This window comes from Ruegeria sp. CE12 (assembly GCF_056537525.1).
In genome coordinates this window covers 120,480-137,273 of the sequence record NZ_JBQFRS010000001.1, presented here as the reverse complement: position 1 = coordinate 137,273, position 16,794 = coordinate 120,480, and the positions used below count along the sequence as shown (strand labels likewise).

General features: G+C 54.4%; 18 protein-coding genes. 7 read left to right on the top strand and 11 right to left on the bottom strand.

From position 1 onward, the window contains the following. Positions 1-26 precede the first annotated feature (26 nt). The 7 genes from ACR0IO_RS00665 to guaA all read right to left on the bottom strand — a co-directional run bounded on the left by ACR0IO_RS00665 (position 27) and on the right by guaA (position 7,694). On the bottom strand, positions 27-980 hold the full coding sequence (locus ACR0IO_RS00665) for an alpha/beta fold hydrolase (protein ID WP_480738586.1): 954 nt from the start codon (positions 978-980) through the stop codon (positions 27-29). Continuing rightward, on the bottom strand, positions 970-1,887 hold the full coding sequence (metA, locus tag ACR0IO_RS00660; protein WP_480738584.1) for a homoserine O-acetyltransferase MetA: 918 nt from the start codon (positions 1,885-1,887) through the stop codon (positions 970-972). Before metA ends, ACR0IO_RS00665 begins: the two co-directional genes overlap by 11 nt. Before the next feature lie 38 nt (positions 1,888-1,925). Next, complete coding sequence (locus ACR0IO_RS00655; RefSeq protein WP_480738582.1) at positions 1,926-2,798, bottom strand: ATPase; 873 nt, start codon at positions 2,796-2,798, stop codon at positions 1,926-1,928. Positions 2,799-2,847: 49 nt separating this feature from the next. Further along, complete coding sequence (locus tag ACR0IO_RS00650) at positions 2,848-3,744, bottom strand: DMT family transporter (RefSeq protein ID WP_480738580.1); 897 nt, start codon at positions 3,742-3,744, stop codon at positions 2,848-2,850. 103 nt (positions 3,745-3,847) lie between these two features. Continuing rightward, complete coding sequence (locus ACR0IO_RS00645) at positions 3,848-4,906, bottom strand: OmpP1/FadL family transporter (protein ID WP_480738578.1); 1,059 nt, start codon at positions 4,904-4,906, stop codon at positions 3,848-3,850. Positions 4,907-5,134: 228 nt separating this feature from the next. After that, a complete protein-coding gene (locus ACR0IO_RS00640; RefSeq protein WP_480738576.1) occupies positions 5,135-6,034 on the bottom strand; it encodes a DMT family transporter in 900 nt (299 codons plus the stop codon). A 100-nt stretch (positions 6,035-6,134) separates the two neighbouring features. After that, the gene (gene guaA / locus ACR0IO_RS00635) at positions 6,135-7,694 is read right to left on the bottom strand and encodes a glutamine-hydrolyzing GMP synthase (RefSeq protein WP_480738574.1); all 1,560 of its coding nucleotides are present in this window, start codon (positions 7,692-7,694) and stop codon (positions 6,135-6,137) included. Positions 7,695-7,786: 92 nt separating this feature from the next. On the opposite strand from guaA, the gene ACR0IO_RS00630 reads away from it, so the two are divergent. Next, positions 7,787-8,227 carry a GNAT family N-acetyltransferase gene (locus ACR0IO_RS00630; RefSeq protein ID WP_480738571.1) on the top strand — a complete coding sequence of 147 codons (441 nt, stop codon included), beginning with the start codon at positions 7,787-7,789 and terminating at the stop codon, positions 8,225-8,227. Between the two features lie 135 nt (positions 8,228-8,362). Continuing rightward, the gene (locus ACR0IO_RS00625; RefSeq protein ID WP_155143706.1) at positions 8,363-9,907 is read left to right on the top strand and encodes a trimethylamine methyltransferase family protein; all 1,545 of its coding nucleotides are present in this window, start codon (positions 8,363-8,365) and stop codon (positions 9,905-9,907) included. On the opposite strand, the gene ACR0IO_RS00620 is transcribed toward ACR0IO_RS00625, so the two are convergent. Further along, on the bottom strand, positions 9,908-10,207 hold the full coding sequence (locus tag ACR0IO_RS00620; protein WP_480738569.1) for a DUF6477 family protein: 300 nt from the start codon (positions 10,205-10,207) through the stop codon (positions 9,908-9,910). Between the two features lie 242 nt (positions 10,208-10,449). Between ACR0IO_RS00620 and ACR0IO_RS00615 the strand changes: the two genes are divergently transcribed. Further along, on the top strand, positions 10,450-11,571 hold the full coding sequence (locus ACR0IO_RS00615; RefSeq protein WP_480738567.1) for a DUF6456 domain-containing protein: 1,122 nt from the start codon (positions 10,450-10,452) through the stop codon (positions 11,569-11,571). A gap of 61 nt (positions 11,572-11,632) precedes the next feature. Continuing rightward, positions 11,633-12,556 carry a LysR substrate-binding domain-containing protein gene (locus ACR0IO_RS00610; RefSeq protein ID WP_480738565.1) on the top strand — a complete coding sequence of 308 codons (924 nt, stop codon included), beginning with the start codon at positions 11,633-11,635 and terminating at the stop codon, positions 12,554-12,556. 47 nt (positions 12,557-12,603) lie between these two features. Here ACR0IO_RS00610 and ACR0IO_RS00605 read toward each other — a convergent pair whose 3' ends face one another. Further along, complete coding sequence (locus tag ACR0IO_RS00605; RefSeq protein WP_170333036.1) at positions 12,604-13,152, bottom strand: peroxiredoxin; 549 nt, start codon at positions 13,150-13,152, stop codon at positions 12,604-12,606. 265 nt (positions 13,153-13,417) lie between these two features. Between ACR0IO_RS00605 and lipA the strand changes: the two genes are divergently transcribed. Together lipA and ACR0IO_RS00595 are read left to right on the top strand one after the other, a co-directional pair. Beyond that, positions 13,418-14,368 (top strand): lipoyl synthase, encoded by a 951-nt coding sequence (gene lipA / locus ACR0IO_RS00600; protein WP_170333038.1) that lies wholly within the window; start codon positions 13,418-13,420, stop codon positions 14,366-14,368. Then, positions 14,365-15,522, top strand: a complete 1,158-nt coding sequence (locus ACR0IO_RS00595) for an amidohydrolase (protein WP_480738562.1) — start codon at positions 14,365-14,367, stop codon at positions 15,520-15,522. Before lipA ends, ACR0IO_RS00595 begins: the two co-directional genes overlap by 4 nt. Here the strand turns inward: ACR0IO_RS00595 and ACR0IO_RS00590 are convergent. Together ACR0IO_RS00590 and hpt are read right to left on the bottom strand one after the other, a co-directional pair. Beyond that, a complete protein-coding gene (locus tag ACR0IO_RS00590) occupies positions 15,512-15,685 on the bottom strand; it encodes a hypothetical protein (RefSeq protein ID WP_170333042.1) in 174 nt (57 codons plus the stop codon). The genes ACR0IO_RS00595 and ACR0IO_RS00590 overlap by 11 nt on opposite strands. A 27-nt stretch (positions 15,686-15,712) precedes the next feature. Continuing rightward, a complete protein-coding gene (hpt, locus tag ACR0IO_RS00585; RefSeq protein WP_155142049.1) occupies positions 15,713-16,255 on the bottom strand; it encodes a hypoxanthine phosphoribosyltransferase in 543 nt (180 codons plus the stop codon). 74 nt (positions 16,256-16,329) lie between these two features. Here hpt and ACR0IO_RS00580 point away from each other — a divergent pair, with 74 nt between their 5' ends. Continuing rightward, positions 16,330-16,776, top strand: a complete 447-nt coding sequence (locus tag ACR0IO_RS00580) for a type II toxin-antitoxin system RatA family toxin (protein WP_155142047.1) — start codon at positions 16,330-16,332, stop codon at positions 16,774-16,776. The last annotated feature ends 18 nt before the right edge of the window (positions 16,777-16,794 follow it).

Below are 16,794 nucleotides of genomic sequence, written 5' to 3'. Positions count from 1 at the left end.
TAACTTACTATGGATTACGCGTGGCTCTAACGCAAACCTGCCCTTTGGGCTGCACGATCTATCGCCGCAGCAACTTCATCGGCGGCGACAACCTGGGGCATGTGGCCTACGCCTTCCAACTCTATCAACTCAGCGCCCGGTATCTGCTCGACCAAGCGCTCGGAATGAAGATCTAGTTCCACTGTCGTATCGGCAGTTCCATGGACGATTTCAGTGGGTACTGAGATATCGCCGTAGCGGGGCTGAAGTTGCGTGATCTCATCCAACAGATTGGCACGTTGCTTGGCATTCGCATACATCGACGCACGACGCATGGTTAAGCTGGGACCAAAGTGCTGCGCGTAGCCCTCGGGCGCTTTTTGAGGGGCAAACACAGAGTCCAAAGCCTGCGAGACATACCAATCAGGTGTGAATGCCGTGATCAGGGGCAGGGCGAGCGTGTTCCCAGCCGATGTGGACGCGATCGTATTGAATGAATCCAGGGGCGTTTCCCAAGGCACCGCGGCGGGTGCAATCAGGACCAGAGCCGAAATGTTGTCGGGGCGGGTAACTGCCCAGGCAAGCGACACAGATCCCCCATAGCTTTGTCCGGCAACGATTGGCTTGTCAGCCCCAAGCAAAGCTGCTGCACGCTGCAGGATTTCCGCCTGTTCGGTGATGGTTTCACCGTCGGGATTGAAGCTGCCGGAATATCCAAGTCCGGGACGGTCAAAAACGATTACCCGGTAGTTTTGAGCGAGTATCGGGGCTAAGGCAAAGGTCATATCGCGGGTGTTTCCGCTGGACCCGTGGATCAGGACGACGTCAGGCCCTTCGCCCATGACGACTGCATGAACGGGAACCCCATCGACATCGAGTATTTGTCCTTCGGGCGGAAATTCTGTCTCGGCGCGTGCCTCGTTTCTTGCAGATAACCATGCGGTTACCGAAGCAAGGCAAACCAGAACAACGCCGAGGGATATCAGAATTTTAGTCGCCAATTTTACTCATGTCGAATGGGGTAGACTGGTAAATCTCGTTTATCCAGTTACCGTAAAGCAGGTGTGCATGGCTGCGCCAGCGGTTCTGAGGTGTTTGAGAGGGATCGTCGTCAGGATAATAGTTGATCGGTACATTGATAGACGTGCCATTTTCTATGTCCCGGTCATATTCCTGCTTCAGCGTGTCACTGTCATACTCGAAGTGATTGAAAATATAGAGCGCACGGTGCGCGGGATCTTCAACCAGACAAGGTCCAACATCTTCGCTGCCCAACAAAGTCACCAGACCATGAGCATCGCTGATCTCACTTTGTTTCATTTCCGTCCAGCGGCTGACTGGGATGACGCAATCGTCAGAAAAACCGCGCAAAAACGGTGAGGCCGGTGACATGTTCTGATGGCGAAAGCACCCAAAGGCTTTCGCATCCAACATGTGTTTTTTAACGCCGTGGAAGTGATTGATCATCGCCATCCCACCCCAGCATACGCCAAATGTGGAATGCACGTTGGTTTGGGTCCACTCGAACACCTCTGAAATTTCATTCCAGTAGGTGACGTCATCAAATTCAAGATGCTCGATCGGCGCACCAGTGATGATCAGACCATCAAACTTCTGATCCCGCACTTCCTGAAACGGCCGGTAGAAATCCCTCATGTGTTCGGCGGCCGTGTTCTTGGTACGATGCTCGGTCATGCGGATCAACGTCAGTTCAATCTGCAATGGCGTTGCGCCAATGAGGCGCGCGAACTGGTTTTCGGTCTGAATCTTTTTTGGCATTAGATTCAAGAGACCGATCCGAAGAGGGCGAATATCCTGACGGGCCGCGTGATCCTCTGCCATGACCATGACGCCTTCCCGGGTCAGGACGTCGAAGGCAGGCAGGTTTGATGGAATCTTGATCGGCATTGGTTCAGACTTTTCAGGCTTCTAGGGAGGTTTGGAACTTAGGCGCGCTTTGGGGTGGTCTCAAGGGTACGTTCGATCAACTCATCGAAATCACGTGCATCACGTACTTTGCTCACATCGTCAGCAGTGATCGTGATGCCCCAGTTCCTGGCCATAGCTTCGTATCTGGGTTGGCGATGGGCCAATGCCCGCGCATAGGTCCAACGAATGAACGAGTCGGGGTCAACCTCGGCGCTCGAGCAGTCGTGCTCGGTCAGGTATTCGTCCCAGACTTTGGTCAGAAACTCGGCCTGATAAGACATCGGCTTGGGGGCCTTGTCGAAACGGCGGATCAGTTCGGCTGTGTGATCTTCGTCGCCCTTGATCCAAACCATGAGTGTCTGGCGTGACAATTCCGACATGACCTGATCACCAGGGTCCTCGGGGTCGACCCATTCACAGATTGACCCACCGGTGTCACAAATGAAGTGAGGATAGTCATACAGACGTCTGGCCCGGTCGATGAAGTATTCTGTGTCCAGAAGGGCGTGAATTTCCGCCAGTCGAAACTGCTCCTGTCGCCTGCGGTACTCAGAAATCTCAAGACCACCCAGATCTGGGTTGCCCGGCTTGCCCAAATAGGCGGACACAGGTGTGAGGTTTTCGAACGAGATGTTCGATCCGATATAGATGGAATCCGAAAGTAGCAGATCGCGCAGGAAGGGTACCTTCATCGCTTCGGCTTTGGCGTTGTCGGTGATGTACTCGCCCATGTAACGGGTGCCGATCCGGTAATCGATGGAATAGTGAAACCAGTCGCCGGAATCTCTCAGAACATTTGAAACATATGTCTTGCCCAACCCGGACATGCCGAAAAACAGCACTTTTTTTCGCGCTGCATCGCGCCAATCCCTTGCCGAGCCGTAGATCATGATCCGCTATCCCTTGTTTTGCTCTAGCTAAATCGGCCCGAGGGCGGCGTCAATTGCGCCGTCCTGATCTGCTGAGGATAACAAGGCCAACTGCAAGTATAGCGAACCCGATATAGGCATTGGGAGGCAGTGACTCGCCACGTAACAGAGTGCCAAGCAGTATGGCGACCGGCGGGATGACCAGAGTCACCAGCAGAAGGTTTCCACTGCCGGCAGTGGCCAGCACTCGGTAGTAGAGCAAATATGCACCGGCGGTTGCGACGATCGCGTAGTATCCAATCGCTAACCAGGTCTCCAGCGGTAATGAAAGGGAAGGGGTCCCATCCACGATCAGCATGATCGGGAGCATCATCACGGTCGATCCTGTCAGCATCCCTGCTGCGGCAACCTGAGGTGAAAGATCAGATAGGTGAAACCGCGCCCAGACAGCGGCCAACGCATATGACACGGTACCGGCCAGGATGGCGATCTGCGCCACGCTGCGCAAATCAAAGCTCAGGAAATTCTCAATTCCGATTGTTGTGGCGACGCCTGAGAACCCTAGCCCAACACCAAGCAAACGGAGCCAGGTAAGACGTTCGTCCCGAAAGAAAACGGCTGCAAGCAAAACCCCGAATATCGCGGTTGCGGCATTCAGGATCGAGGTCAGGCCGGTGTCCACATAAAGCTGCCCCCATGCCATCAGTGAGAACGGTAGTACGTTGTTCAACAACCCCATGATCAGAAACGCCCCCCATATTCGTGGGCTCGTGGGGACTTTCTGACCGCGTATCAGAATTACAGTCCACAATACCAATGACGCCCAGAAGACGCGGTGAAACACAGATGTCATGACCGGGATTGTGTCGAGTGCAATGCGGATGGACAGGAACGAAGCGCCCCAGATAACTCCTAAGAGAGTGAGTTCAAACCAGGCGCGGGGGGAAAGGGTTTTTTGTGATGCCATGGCTCTGTGTCGCATCGTTGGGCTCAGATATGCGACCCGTTTCTTGCGAAAAGAAAACCCCGCCGAAGGGGCGGGGCAATCCGATTTTAAAATCAGGTTACGCTCAGTTAAGGGCGTAGGTAACCTGCAGGCCAACACTCCAGGCGCTGTTGCCGGTGAATGTAGCGGTTTGTCCAGCTGCGCCGTCTGCTGTTGCATCGCCGATATCGGTGTAGCGGATACCACCAGAAATCTTTGCTTTCTCAAGCGAGTAAGTTCCGCCCACACCAATGCTCCAGAAGCCATCAGTCGGTCCAAGGTTCGAAACGGTCGTGCCTTCAGACGACTCATATCCCAAAGTTACAGCACCAGAAAACTCATCGGAAAACTGATAACCGAGACCTAACGAGTAGGTGTAGGTAGCGTCTTCATAGTCGACAAGGTTGCTCGTTGGCGGATAGTTTGGCGGATTATAAACCAGTTGCGGCCAGTCTACCCAGCGCACAGAACCAAACAGCAGCGTTTTGGGAGCAACGCCAGTTTGGAAATCCAGATTGACGGATTGCGGGGTTTCAATTGTGCTTGAAGTATCGAAACTTGCCACAACACTAGGTGCAGACGGCGGATTAAGCGATTCAGTTTGCGAAAGATCGTGAGAGATTTTCGAGTTGTAGGTCAGCGCAATTCGAGCAGCGATTTCAGGCTTTTCCCAAGCGACACCGATTACATACCCAAGAGCGATATCGGCATCTGTATCGACCTGATATCCAGCCGCTAGTGGAACCGCTACATTGGCTTTTACGCGCTGCGCACGTAGACCGCCAATCGCACTGAAGCCTCCTTCAAATTTGTAGCGCAGCAATGCGGTGACGGCATCGGTATCGGCTTTAGCACGTAGCACGTCTGTGCGGCCGCCGAAAGGAGCCAGTGGATTTTGTGACAGTGGGTAACTCGCAGAATAATCGATGTCAGCACCAAAGGGCTGGTCATAGACAAGCGCAAAATCCAGTTTATCGGTGAACGCGGTTTTGTAGGCAAGGTGCGGTGTGAAGAAGCTGTTTGCAACACTGCCTGAATCTACAGGTTGACCTCTGTTTGGGCCACTCAGCGCAGGCATGGTTCCGCTTACGCTTGGCGAGGTATACCCCAAGCGGAACTGCACAACAGACCCTTCTTCGAACAAGATATTGACGCCCTGACCGCTTCGGTCCAGGCCGCCCGCCTGTACTGCCGTTGCCCCGACACATACCGCGCACGCTTGTAGCAGCGCTTTTTTCATTTCGTCCTCCCTTTTCACTATCCGATAGCCTCGGGTGCGTCAGAGTGACCGACATACCCCTGCTATTTTTTATAGGTTCCTGATAATCGCGTAGACATTTAAAAAACGTCAACCAGTGACCGAACGTTAGTTTCAGCGAGTGTTCTGCGGCTGTGTTGCGGAATTGATACGATTTTCAGACCAGACGTTCAGGAAAATTCCCGAAAAGATTACAGCGGCCCCCAGCAGGGTCCATTGATCCAGCGGCTCGTGATACAGGATCATTCCGACGATCGCGATCGTTGGCAGGCGGGCAAAATCGAAGGGTATCACAACGGTTGCAGGCGCGATGGCCAGAGCGTTTGTGATACAGAAATGTGCAAGTAAACCAGCCAGCCCAACAAGGATCAGGAACGGAGCAGTTTCCACTGTCGGCAGTGCAATCTGACCATCCAGTCCAGCTGCGGCAAGTCCAAGAATGGCCTGCATCACCGTCAACCAGAAAACGATACAGGCGATGCTGGTATGACGCGTGAGTGTTTTTGTGGAAATCGTTGTTAAAGCGAAGAAAATGGCAGATGCGGCTGCCGCGATCACGCCCGGGCTAATCACCGTCACCCCGGGGCGCGCGACGATGAGAATTCCAGCAAATCCAATAATCGCCGACGTTATTCGCAGGGCTGTCAGACGCTCTTTTAGCAAGAGTGGGGAGAGAAGGATGACCCAAATCGGCTGAGTGAATTCTAGCGCAAAAACCTGAGCCAAAGGGATGACGCCTACGGCGTAAAACCAGAGATTTTGCCCCGTGAAGTGGAGCGTGTTTCTGACTGCGTGCAGGCCTAATCTATTCGTCGATACCTGGTGCCAGTTTCCGGTGAATGACAGGATCAGGGACACTACGAAAACCCCGACCACGCTGCGATACATCATGATTTCAAAGGTATCGTGTGAAAGGCTGAGTTCACGCCCGGCAACCGCCATGGATGAGAATGATGCAATGGCACCCGTCATCCAGAGGGCGGCCTTACCGATTTCAGCTTTCTTTTCGGTCACACCGAACTCCGAAGAAGTCTCGTTCTATAGCGTTGATGAGTAATCTCTTTTTGGCCCGAACATACAACAAAAAAGCCGGGACAAAGCCCGGCTTTTCAACTTATTCCCACTCGATCGTTCCCGGTGGTTTTGACGTAATGTCATAGGTGCACCGGTTGATGCCTTTAACTTCGTTGATGATCCGGGTTGCCGTTTCACCAAGGAACTCATGGCTGAAGGGGTAATAATCTGCGGTCATGCCATCTACTGACGTTACGGCACGAAGTGCGCAAGCGTAGTCATAGGTGCGGCCATCACCCATTACACCGACCGTGCGAACCGGAAGAATCGCCACAAAGGCCTGCCAGATTTCGTCATACAGGCCGTGTTTGCGAATCTGATCGATGTAAATCGCATCGGCTTCGCGCAGGATATCCAGTTTTTCGCGTGTGATCTCGCCAGGGCAACGGATCGCCAGTCCTGGTCCGGGGAAAGGATGGCGGCCAATAAAGCTCTGGGGCAATCCCAGCTCGCGACCAAGTGCGCGAACCTCGTCCTTGAACAGCTCGCGAAGAGGTTCGACCAGCTTCAGGCCCATTTTTTCGGGCAGGCCACCCACATTGTGGTGCGACTTGATCGTTACCGAAGGACCGCCCGAGAAGGATACGGATTCGATGACGTCGGGATAAAGAGTACCCTGAGCAAGGAATTCGGCACCGTCGATCGTGTCCGCATGTTTCTGGAACACATCAATGAACAGCTTGCCAATGATCTTGCGCTTGGTTTCCGGATCGCTTTGTCCATCCAGTTCTCCGAGGAACAACTCGCTCTCATCTGCGTGGATCAGCTGGATGTTGTAGTTGTCGCGGAACATCGAGACGACTTCCTGCGCTTCGTTCTTTCGAAGAAGGCCATGGTCCACAAACACACAAGTTAGCTGATCACCGATGGCTTCGTGAATCAGGATAGCCGCTACTGAGCTGTCGACACCTCCGGACAGGCCACAGATGACTTTCTTGTCGCCAACCTGTTCGCGGATTTTCTCGATCATCTGCTCACGGTAGGCACCCATGGTCCAGTCGCCCTTGAAACCCGCCAGTCTGACGAAGTTCTCATAGAGCTTGGCGCCTTTGGGAGTATGGTGCACTTCCGGGTGGAACTGGACCGCGTAGAAATGCCGCTCAGTGTCCGCAGTGATAGCAAAAGGTGCATTCGGGGAGGTTCCGAAAACCTCAAAACCCGGTGCAATCTCACTGACGTGGTCGCCGTGACTCATCCAGACCTGTTCGTCGCCATCCGTGAACCAGCCGCTCAGAATATCCAGTTGCCCTTTCGGCGTGACAAAAGCGCGTCCGAACTCGGCGGTACCGTGGCCGCTTTCAACCTTGCCGCCCAGCTGGTGCATCATCACCTGTTGACCGTAGCAGATGCCCAGTATGGGCACACCGTAGTCAAAGATCTCCTGCGGGGCGCGGGGGGATCCGTCACGCGTCACGCTATCGGGCCCGCCAGAAAAGATCACGGCACGGGGTGCCATGTCTCGCACGAAGTCCATCGTGACATTCTGGTAAGGGTGGATTTCACAGTAGACATTCAGCTCGCGCAGGCGGCGGGCGATAAGCTGCGTAACCTGGCTGCCGAAGTCGATGATCAGAAGGCGGTCGTGGGATGTCTGGGTCATACCCGGCTCTTAGGTTGCAAGCCTTGCATGTGCAAGCGCAATGACACCAATTGGTGGAGATGTGGGCCTGTGAATTGAAGGGAAGAGGCGTAATGGCTGATATTCGTTTCCGAAATGCAAGTGTGGGTGATGCGCAAGCAATCAGGAAGTGTATCGATCAAGCTTATGCTGCGGCACGGCGTGACATTCCGGATTTGCCCGATGTTTCGGCGGGCATCGAAGAGGATATTCGAGATCATTGGGTGAGTGTCGCAGAGATAGGTGACGCTCTTGTTGGTGTCATAGTCTTTGCCCGGATCGACCAGGCGATCATGGTCTTCAATATTGCTGTGTCTACAGAGGCCCAAGGGCAGGGTGTGGCGCGGCAGCTATTGGAGATTGCAGAACGAACCGGGCGAGAGCAGGGGTGCAACGTGCTTCGATTGGCGACCCATAGACAGATGCAGGATACGCGGGCGGTGTATCGTCATCTGGGGTGGTGCGAAGAAGAAGCTGAAGGCAACAAAGTTCGGATGTTCAAATCGCTGAACTGACCGAACGCGGGGTAACTGGCGCACGTCAGGCTATTCATGTCGCTTTTACCCCTATTGCGACGTAATCTACATTTGGTCAGGTCCGAGCTTCCTGTAACAAACTTGCAAATCTAACCATCCAGACGGGATTATCTCATGGCAGAGGCAAACACCCGGCGCAGAGCACGAGGTGGCGGTGGCGCCGCCCGCCGGGCCGAGCGCACCGCGGTTCGCATCGAAACGGCGAAATACATCGAACGCAACATTCCTAACTTCGAGATCCTCAACGAAGAAGCGTTGGAGATTATCGAGGCAAATGCAGAAACCGTGCTGGCAGAAGTCGGTGTCAACTTTGTTGACAATCCCGGTGCGTTGCAGCGCTGGAAAGATGCTGGTGCCGATGTCGACGGTGAGCGTGTGCGCATTCCTCGCGGTTTGGCCCGCGAACTGATCAAGACAGCACCCAGCCAGTTCACACAGCATGCACGCAACCCCGAAAAATCTGTTGTCATCGGTGGTCGCAATCTGGTGCTGGCACCGGTCTATGGCCCTCCGTTCGTGCGGGATGCGCAGGGCGGCCGTCGCTATGCGACTATGGATGATTTCAACAAGTTCGTGAAACTGGCCTATATGTCCAAGTGGCTGCACCACTCGGGCGGTACGGTGTGTGAGCCGACGGATATTCCGGTGAACAAGCGTCACCTGGACATGCTGATGGCGCACATGACCCTGTCGGACAAGCCGTTCATGGGCTCGGTCACCGATCCCAGCCGCGCGCAGGATTCGGTTGAGATGTGCGAGATCCTGTTCGGCAAAGAGTTCGTGCAGGAAAACACTGTCATGACATCGCTGACCAACATCAACTCGCCGATGACTTTCGACGACGTGATGATGGGTTCGCTTGAAGTATATGCTGCAAACAATCAGGCATGCATCATCTCGCCCTTTATCGTGGGTGGCGCGATGGCACCGGTTTCGGTGGCAGGGACGTTGACTCAGGTTCTGGCCGAGGTTCTGGCAGGCGTAGCCTACAGCCAGATTATCCGTCCGGGTGCACCTGCAATCTTTGGTGCATTTGTATCTTCGATCGACATGAACTCGGGAGCGCCGACCTTTGGCACGCCCGAAGCGTCAATGGTAACCTATGGCGCGGGTCAGCTGGCGCGTCGCCTTAACCTGCCGTTCCGTTCGGCCGGGTCATTCTGCGGCTCGAAACTGCCCGACGCACAAGCCGCCTATGAAACCGCAAACTCGCTGAATATGGGCCTGATGTCAGGCGTGAACTTCATGTTGCACTCATGTGGCTGGCTCGAGGGCGGTCTGGTTGCCGACTTCGAGAAGTTCGTCATGGATGCCGATCAGTTGGGTGTTCTGCACGGTCTGGCCAAAGGCGTTGCGTATGACGAAAATGCGCAGGCGATGGATGCGATCCGCGAAGTTGGTCCGGGTGGTCACTACCTAGGTTGCGCGCATACCCAGGCGAATTTCAAGGAAGCATTCTGGAAATCTGAGGTTCTCGACTACAAACCCTTCGAGACCTGGGAAGACGAAGGCGGCCGCGACACGCGTCAGTTGGCCACGTCACGGGTCGAACATCTGTTGGCAAATTACCAGCAGCCGCAGCTCGACCCAGCTGTCAACGAAGCACTGAACGCATATGTTGCGGAAAAGAAGGCGTCCGTTCCAGACGCCTTCACCTGATCACTGATATTGTGAAGCGCGGCTGGCCCGGTACAGCTGCGCCTCACCGATCACCGCGATTAACAAATCCAGATGCCGCACTAATGAGTATGCGGCATCTGAGTCTTTCCTCATGGCGTTGACCTCGCGCTCAAGCTCCATCAGGCGGATCAATGACGCACTTGGTTTTGGTAGAGCGCCAAAGCCAAGGATGCGTTGTAAATGTCGTTCCCGATCATAGTCTTGTGCCCCGATTCTGGCTGCTCGCGTCAGCAAGCGAGGGCGACGAAGTGAGGCGATCATGGTCGACAGGTCATGCATCAAAGCGTTCCTTGTTATCAGAATTGAACACGATATTTGTCACACAACCATTGCGGGTGTTGCCTTGTTTCTGTTCTCCCCGAACGATGGTTTCACGAGTGTTTATCTTTTTGAATCAATTCTGGTTCACGCCGTTTGTGGTTAACGAACAAGTAACGAAAGCGGCTCTAGTTAGATTTGGTTAACGAAAAATCTGACGGCGAAATTTGACAGTTTGTTGTTGTCGACGAGGGCAAATAAATATGGAAAACAGCTTGGCTTTCACCGTTCCGGCATGGGTTCCTGAGGGCGCGCAAAGGTATCTGGCCCACACCGAGGCTGGTAGGTCGATCCGAGACCTTGCGCGATCGGCCGGGTGCCATGCTTCGACAATTCTTAGACAGATCAGGCGGATCGAAATGCGTCGGGATGACCCGCTGGTTGATGCCGCGCTGCAATCCTTGGCCGAGTCCCATTTTCCTTCCGAAGATCACCAAGGGAGGAGGGTTTTCGCATCGCAAGGCACCAAAGACTTTGCCCTGCAGCCGAGCAACGAAGACAATGAGTTTGATCGTGAAGCCTTACGAGTTCTGCGCAGGCTGTGCGAAACGGGTTCGGTACTTGCCGTTGCTGAGGACATGGATAAAGCCGTTGTTGTGCGCGATAGCGGGGATGCTGGCGCAACTCGCACAGCAGTAGTGGATTGCAAGATCGCGCAGGCGCTTGCGCTGCAAGACTGGATTACTTGCGACAACCCGGGGCGCATCTCTCGCTATCGTATCTCGACTGCGGGCCGATCTGCACTGGGTCGACTGATTGCCGAGGCAGAAAACCGGGCGCGGGCTCGCAATGAGTTTGGCATGGCCGAAGCGCAGACACCCTTTCAGTCAGATCAAAGGGTAAAGGTGGGGGCTAGCGCGCAACCAAATCGGCAAAGGCGTATCCGCTACAGTGCCGCAGAAAGTCCTCTGATTGCTTTGTCTCGTCGCCGGGATCGAGATGGCAATCCATTCCTTGATGAGGCGCTAGTCGCAGCGGGTGAGCGGTTGCGCGAAGATTTTGAACTCGCGCAGATTGGGCCTCAGGTTACCCAAAACTGGGACAAGTTTCTCACCGGGGGCGGTCGGGGTAGTTTCGTGGCGGATGCGCATGTGGGGCGCGGATCCTCCGACGCTCGGGATCGGGTCGCGAATGCACTTTCGGATCTTGGTCCGGGTTTGAGCGATGTGGCATTGCGTTGTTGCTGCTACCTTGAAGGCCTGGAGCTAGCTGAAAAGCGAATGGGTTGGTCTGCCCGGTCGGGGAAAATTGTACTGCGCATCGCACTGCAACGCCTAAAACGGCATTACGAGGATCAAGCTGAGAAAGACCGAATGATCGGCTGATCTAGCCCAATCAATCATTTGCCGATCTTGCGGTTTTGTGGGTGAGTGATAATCAAGGGTTATGAATTTTACCCTCAGACAACTCCAGTACTTCAGAGCGGTTGCCGAGCAGCGCAACTTTGGGCGCGCTGCGCAAGTTTGCCATGTCTCACAACCCGCTCTTTCAGTGCAGATCAAAGCGTTAGAGCAAACAATGGGCGGGCCGCTGTTTGAGCGGCAGGCCCGAGATATTCTGCTCACGCCACTTGGGCGTGACGTACTTGAACACGCGCGGGGTGTTCTTGGTGCAGCGGATCGTCTGGACCGGTTCGCTCGTGATCATTCGGGTGGGCATCGATCTCTTTCTATTGGTGTCATTCCGACCGTCGCGCCATATTTGTTGCCGGGAGTTTTAGCTGGTCTACGTGCCGCGGATGTCTCGCTTCGTGTTCAGATACGCGAAGCGCGCACCGAACGTCTGTTGTCGATGCTACGCAGGGGGGAGATTGACGCCGCAGTATTAGCGTTGCCAGTAGGTGGAAACGAGCTGGAAGAGCTCCCTTTGTTCGAAGACAGATTTTTGCTGGCCGGAAGCGAAGCTCGATTGAGCCGATTGTCAGTCAGCCCCGAAGCGTTGCGACCGATCGACTTGGGTTCTGCACAGTTAATGCTGTTGGAAGACGGCCATTGTTTGACCGACCAGGCGCTGGAAGTGTGCGGTCAGGACCGCACCAGTGCGCAGATCAACATGGGGGCATCGTCGCTTGCCACGCTGTCGCGTCTGGTGGCTGAAGGGTTTGGGCTGACTCTCATGCCAGAGATTGCCGCGCAGTCCGAATCCGACGCAGTTCCGGGTTTGCGCTTGTTGCGATTTGGCGCACCGCAACCCGCTCGTACGGTTGGACTTGTGCGACGTGCATCGACTGCGAATGAGGATTGGTTTGAAAAGCTGGCTCAGGTCATTCGTCAGGTTGGCGAGGATATTGTCGGAGGCACACGGATATAGAAAAGGCCCGCAATCATGCGGGCCTTCGTGACATTTGAACGACTGGATCAGGCGAGTGCCGGTTCCTTGGCTTCGTCCAGATACTTCTTCAGGTTTTCAGGCGAAGAAACGCCATATGGATCTTCGGGGCAGTTATCCATCAGGCCGGGCTCTTCAAACCAGGCTTCGACGACACCGTCTTTAATGATGGCTGCATATCGCCAGGAACGCATGCCAAAGCCCAGATTGTCTTTGTCGACCAGCATGCCCATTTTACGGGTGAATTCGCCCGAACCGTCCGGGATGACTTTGACGTTGCTCAGTTCCTGATCTTGCGCCCATTTGTTCATGACAAAGCTGTCATTGACCGACATGCAGTAGATTTCATCGATGCCCTGAGCTTTGAAGTCGTCAAAACCCTTCTCGAAACCCGGAAGCTGATAGGTCGAGCAGGTCGGTGTAAACGCGCCTGGCAGCGAGAACAGGACTACCCGCTTGCCCGCAAAATAGTCAGCTGTGGTTTTGTCTTCCCAACGGAATGGGTTGGGACCTTCGATCGATGCGTCGCGTACGCGGGTGTGGAAGGTCACTTCGGGCAGTTTCGCGCCAGTCTTCATGTTCAAACTCCTGTGAATCACATGCGTTTGATTTGCGATTTAAAAGGATTCTAAAAGTGCTTCAATGACTGATATGCCGCGTGTGCAAATTTCCCAATAACCGTTGGAACGCAATGAGTTTACAGGGCAAATGTCTATAGTTTTTAACTTGATTTCTGCGATTGCAAGGTGGGTGTGCATAGCAGGTATGCACGGGTAGCGTAATCAGCCTGATCAGTTTATGTTATGGGTAAACCGAATTGACCCAAAGTCAGGAAGTTCTTCAGTGCGTGATCTGAAAATCCCGGAGCAAAGGCACCCGGAAAAAGCCCATCGGCCCGACAATGCTCAGCCGAAAAAGCCAAACTGGATTCGCGTCAAGGCGCCGGGTGGCAAAGGGTATGCCGATACGCGCAAAATCATGCGCGAAAACAATCTGGTGACAGTCTGCGAAGAGGCAGGTTGCCCGAATGTGGGTGAGTGCTGGAGCCAGGGCCACGCCACGATGATGATCATGGGCGAGATTTGTACGCGCGGCTGCACTTTCTGCAATATCGCAACCGGTCGCCCGGATACGCTGGATGCGTTTGAGCCGGGTCGCGTTGCACATGCGGTTGAAAAGCTTGGTCTGAATCACGTGGTGATCACTTCGGTCGACCGCGATGACCTTAAGGATGGCGGGGCGGAACACTTTGCGCAGACCATCCGCGCGGTCCGGCACCGTTCGCCCAAAACCACGATTGAAATTCTCACTCCAGATTTTCTGAAATGCGACCCGTCGGTTCTGAAAATCGTGGTTGATGCAAAGCCAGATGTCTTTAACCACAATCTTGAAACGGTTCCGGGGTTGTATCCCGAAGTTCGTCCAGGCGCGCGCTATTTCCATTCTTTGCGACTGTTGCAGCGCGTCAAAGAGCTTGATCCTTCGATCTTTACCAAGTCCGGCATCATGGTGGGACTGGGCGAACAAGAGCAGGAAGTTCGTCAGGTCATGGATGACATGCGGGCTGCGGACATCGATTTTCTGACCATCGGACAGTATTTGCAGCCGACGCCCAAGCACCACGGAGTGGATCGTTTCGTTACGCCCGAGGAATTCGCGTCCTACGAAAAGGCTGCTTATGGCAAGGGTTTCCTGATGGTTTCGGCAACACCGCTAACCCGCTCTTCCTATCACGCGGGCGATGACTTTGCGCGCTTGCGCGAGGCGCGGCAGAAGAAGCTGGGTCAGGCGTGACCCCTGAAACTCTGGCGCGGCTGACATCGCTGCGCCACAAGCTGCATCAATCACCTGAAATCTCCGGTGAAGAGAAAAATACTGCTGCGCAGATTGCGGAGTTGTTGGAGCAACATTCACCCGACCGGATCCTGAAGGATATCGGTGGTCACGGTATTGCTGCCGTGTTTGACAGCGGACAGGCGGGGCCAACAGTTGGTATCCGTTGCGAGCTTGACGGTTTGCCGATTCAGGAAATCTCTGATGCACCCTATGTCTCGCGCATTCCTGGGAAGGGGCATCTGTGTGGTCACGATGGTCACATGACAATGGTGCTGGGTGTTGCCGAGGCCTTGGGGAAATCACGGCCACCAAACGGAAAAGTGGTGCTGATTTTCCAACCAGCCGAGGAAACCGGGCAGGGAGCGATTGCTTATCGTGCTGATCCTAAGTTCGCTGAGATCGCACCTGATTACATGTTTTCACTGCATAACCTGCCAGGACTCGACCTAGGTGAGGTTGAGCTGTGCCAGGGGCCAGCCAACTGTGCATCGCGTGGGATGCGGATTGTGTTGAAGGGAAAGACCTCTCACGCTGCGGCACCCCAGGATGGTGTTTCGCCTGCGGGTGCATTGTCCCAGCTCATTCCTGTTTTGGCAGATCTCGGTAAGGGTGGGCCGCTTGACGCGGATTTTGCGCTGACGACAGTCACTCACGCCAGTTTGGGTGAAGCAACCTTTGGCGTTGCTCCGGGGCAAGCAGAGCTTTGGGTGACGTTGAGAACAGTGACTGACAACCGCATGTCTCGGCTAATTCAGGATGCCGAAAACCTGGTGCAGTCTGCTGCCAAATCTGAAGGATTGGCAGTGGACATCTCGTACGATGATATTTTCGAAGCCTGCACCAACAATGCCGATGCTACCGAGGTTTTAGCTCAAGCCTGTGCCACACAGAGTGTTCCGTGCCAACTGGTTTCAGAACCTCAAAGGTTCTCTGAAGATTTCGGTCAATTCGGGAAAAGTGCCAAGTCAGCCATGTTCTGGTTAGGCTCTGGAAAGGACCATCCTCAACTGCACAATCCAGACTACGATTTTCCGGATGCCCTGATCCCAATCGGAACTGGTATTTTTCTGAGTGCAATTGAGCAGGTGTTGGGGGGAGACCTCAGGGCCTGAGCTTTTGGGGAGGGGAGGTCGCCCATTCAGGCCACCAGCCCAGATACTCAATTCCGCCGACGATCAGGCAGACGGCAATGATCCCGAACACCATCAGTACGCGCCGTTCCGAGGGTGGTTTTCTCACCAACATTGACATACGCAGTAGATGACGCGGGTTCATTCGGCCTCCGATGCAAGGGTGGCAAAATCAGTCCTCGACGAACCTGACTTTGCCAATAAACGGCAGGTTTCGGTTTCTTTGAGCATAGTCGATCCCATAACCCACGACAAATTCATCAGGAATTTCAAACCCGATCCAGTCAGAGCGGAAATCAACCTCGCGGCGGCTTGGCTTGTCCAGCAGGGCAATCGATTTCAACCGTGTGGGCTTGCGGCTTTTTAGCAACTTGGTGACGTGATTCAGAGTATGGCCGGTATCTACGATGTCTTCGACCACCAGCACGTCTCGCCCTTCAATGGCACCACGTAAGTCTTTGAGAATGCGCACTTCCCGGCTACTTTCCATCGAGTCGCCATAAGACGACGCCTCAAGGAAATCCACCTCGATAGGCAGATCGAGTTCGCGCACCAGATCAGCGATGAATACAAAGCTTCCTCGTAGAAGACCGACAACAACCAGCTTGTCTGTGTTGCCAAACTCTTCGGTGATTTTGCGGCAAAGCTCTTCTATTCGGGCGGCAATCGCCTTGGCCGAGATCATCTCATCTATCACATATGCGCGTTGGCTCATCGCTGCCCCCTTGATCTTTGGCGCGCAACATACGACATGACGCGCCATTGTCACCTGCAAATACCTGATACGCCATGCCAGTACATTCGGAAACTCGCCACCTGCAATACACCGCGCAGCAGATGTATGATCTGGTTGCGGACGTGGCCAAGTATCCCGAATTTCTGCCCTGGTGCGCAGCTGCCAGAATCCGACGCACCTATGCGGTTGATGAGGCCAAGGTGCTTGAGGCTGATCTGGTCATCTCGTTCAAAGTGTTTCGCGAGCGCTTTGGCAGCAGAGTAACGCTGTTTCCGGAGCAAAAGAAAATCGACACGGAATATCTGGATGGCCCGTTCAAATACATGAAATCCGACTGGCATTTTGAGGACGCGCCGGATGGCGGTTGCAATGTGTTCTTCCATGTGGATTTCGAGTTCAAGAATGCGGTTTTGCAGGGTATTATCGGGGTCGTTTTCAACGAGGCCATGAACCGGATTGTCCGCGCGTTTGAACAACGCGCTGCTGACCTGTACGGCTGAGGCTTTACCCCGGCTACG

Excerpts from the sequence above, each read along its gene's own strand:
- ACR0IO_RS00615 (WP_480738567.1), top strand. The coding sequence starts at position 10,450 with ATGGAAAACAGCTTGGCTTTCACCGTTCCGGCATGGGTTCCTGAGGGC.
- ACR0IO_RS00610 (WP_480738565.1), top strand. The coding sequence starts at position 11,633 with ATGAATTTTACCCTCAGACAACTCCAGTACTTCAGAGCGGTTGCCGAG.
- ACR0IO_RS00590 (WP_170333042.1), bottom strand. The coding sequence starts at position 15,685 with ATGAACCCGCGTCATCTACTGCGTATGTCAATGTTGGTGAGAAAACCA.
- ACR0IO_RS00580 (WP_155142047.1), top strand. The coding sequence starts at position 16,330 with ATGCCAGTACATTCGGAAACTCGCCACCTGCAATACACCGCGCAGCAG.
- ACR0IO_RS00630 (WP_480738571.1), top strand. The coding sequence starts at position 7,787 with ATGGCTGATATTCGTTTCCGAAATGCAAGTGTGGGTGATGCGCAAGCA.
- hpt (WP_155142049.1), bottom strand. The coding sequence starts at position 16,255 with ATGAGCCAACGCGCATATGTGATAGATGAGATGATCTCGGCCAAGGCG.
- guaA (WP_480738574.1), bottom strand. The coding sequence starts at position 7,694 with ATGACCCAGACATCCCACGACCGCCTTCTGATCATCGACTTCGGCAGC.
- ACR0IO_RS00650 (WP_480738580.1), bottom strand. The coding sequence starts at position 3,744 with ATGGCATCACAAAAAACCCTTTCCCCCCGCGCCTGGTTTGAACTCACT.
- ACR0IO_RS00620 (WP_480738569.1), bottom strand. The coding sequence starts at position 10,207 with ATGCATGACCTGTCGACCATGATCGCCTCACTTCGTCGCCCTCGCTTG.
- ACR0IO_RS00605 (WP_170333036.1), bottom strand. The coding sequence starts at position 13,152 with ATGAAGACTGGCGCGAAACTGCCCGAAGTGACCTTCCACACCCGCGTA.
- metA (WP_480738584.1), bottom strand. The coding sequence starts at position 1,887 with ATGCCGATCAAGATTCCATCAAACCTGCCTGCCTTCGACGTCCTGACC.
- ACR0IO_RS00655 (WP_480738582.1), bottom strand. The coding sequence starts at position 2,798 with ATGATCTACGGCTCGGCAAGGGATTGGCGCGATGCAGCGCGAAAAAAA.
- ACR0IO_RS00625 (WP_155143706.1), top strand. The coding sequence starts at position 8,363 with ATGGCAGAGGCAAACACCCGGCGCAGAGCACGAGGTGGCGGTGGCGCC.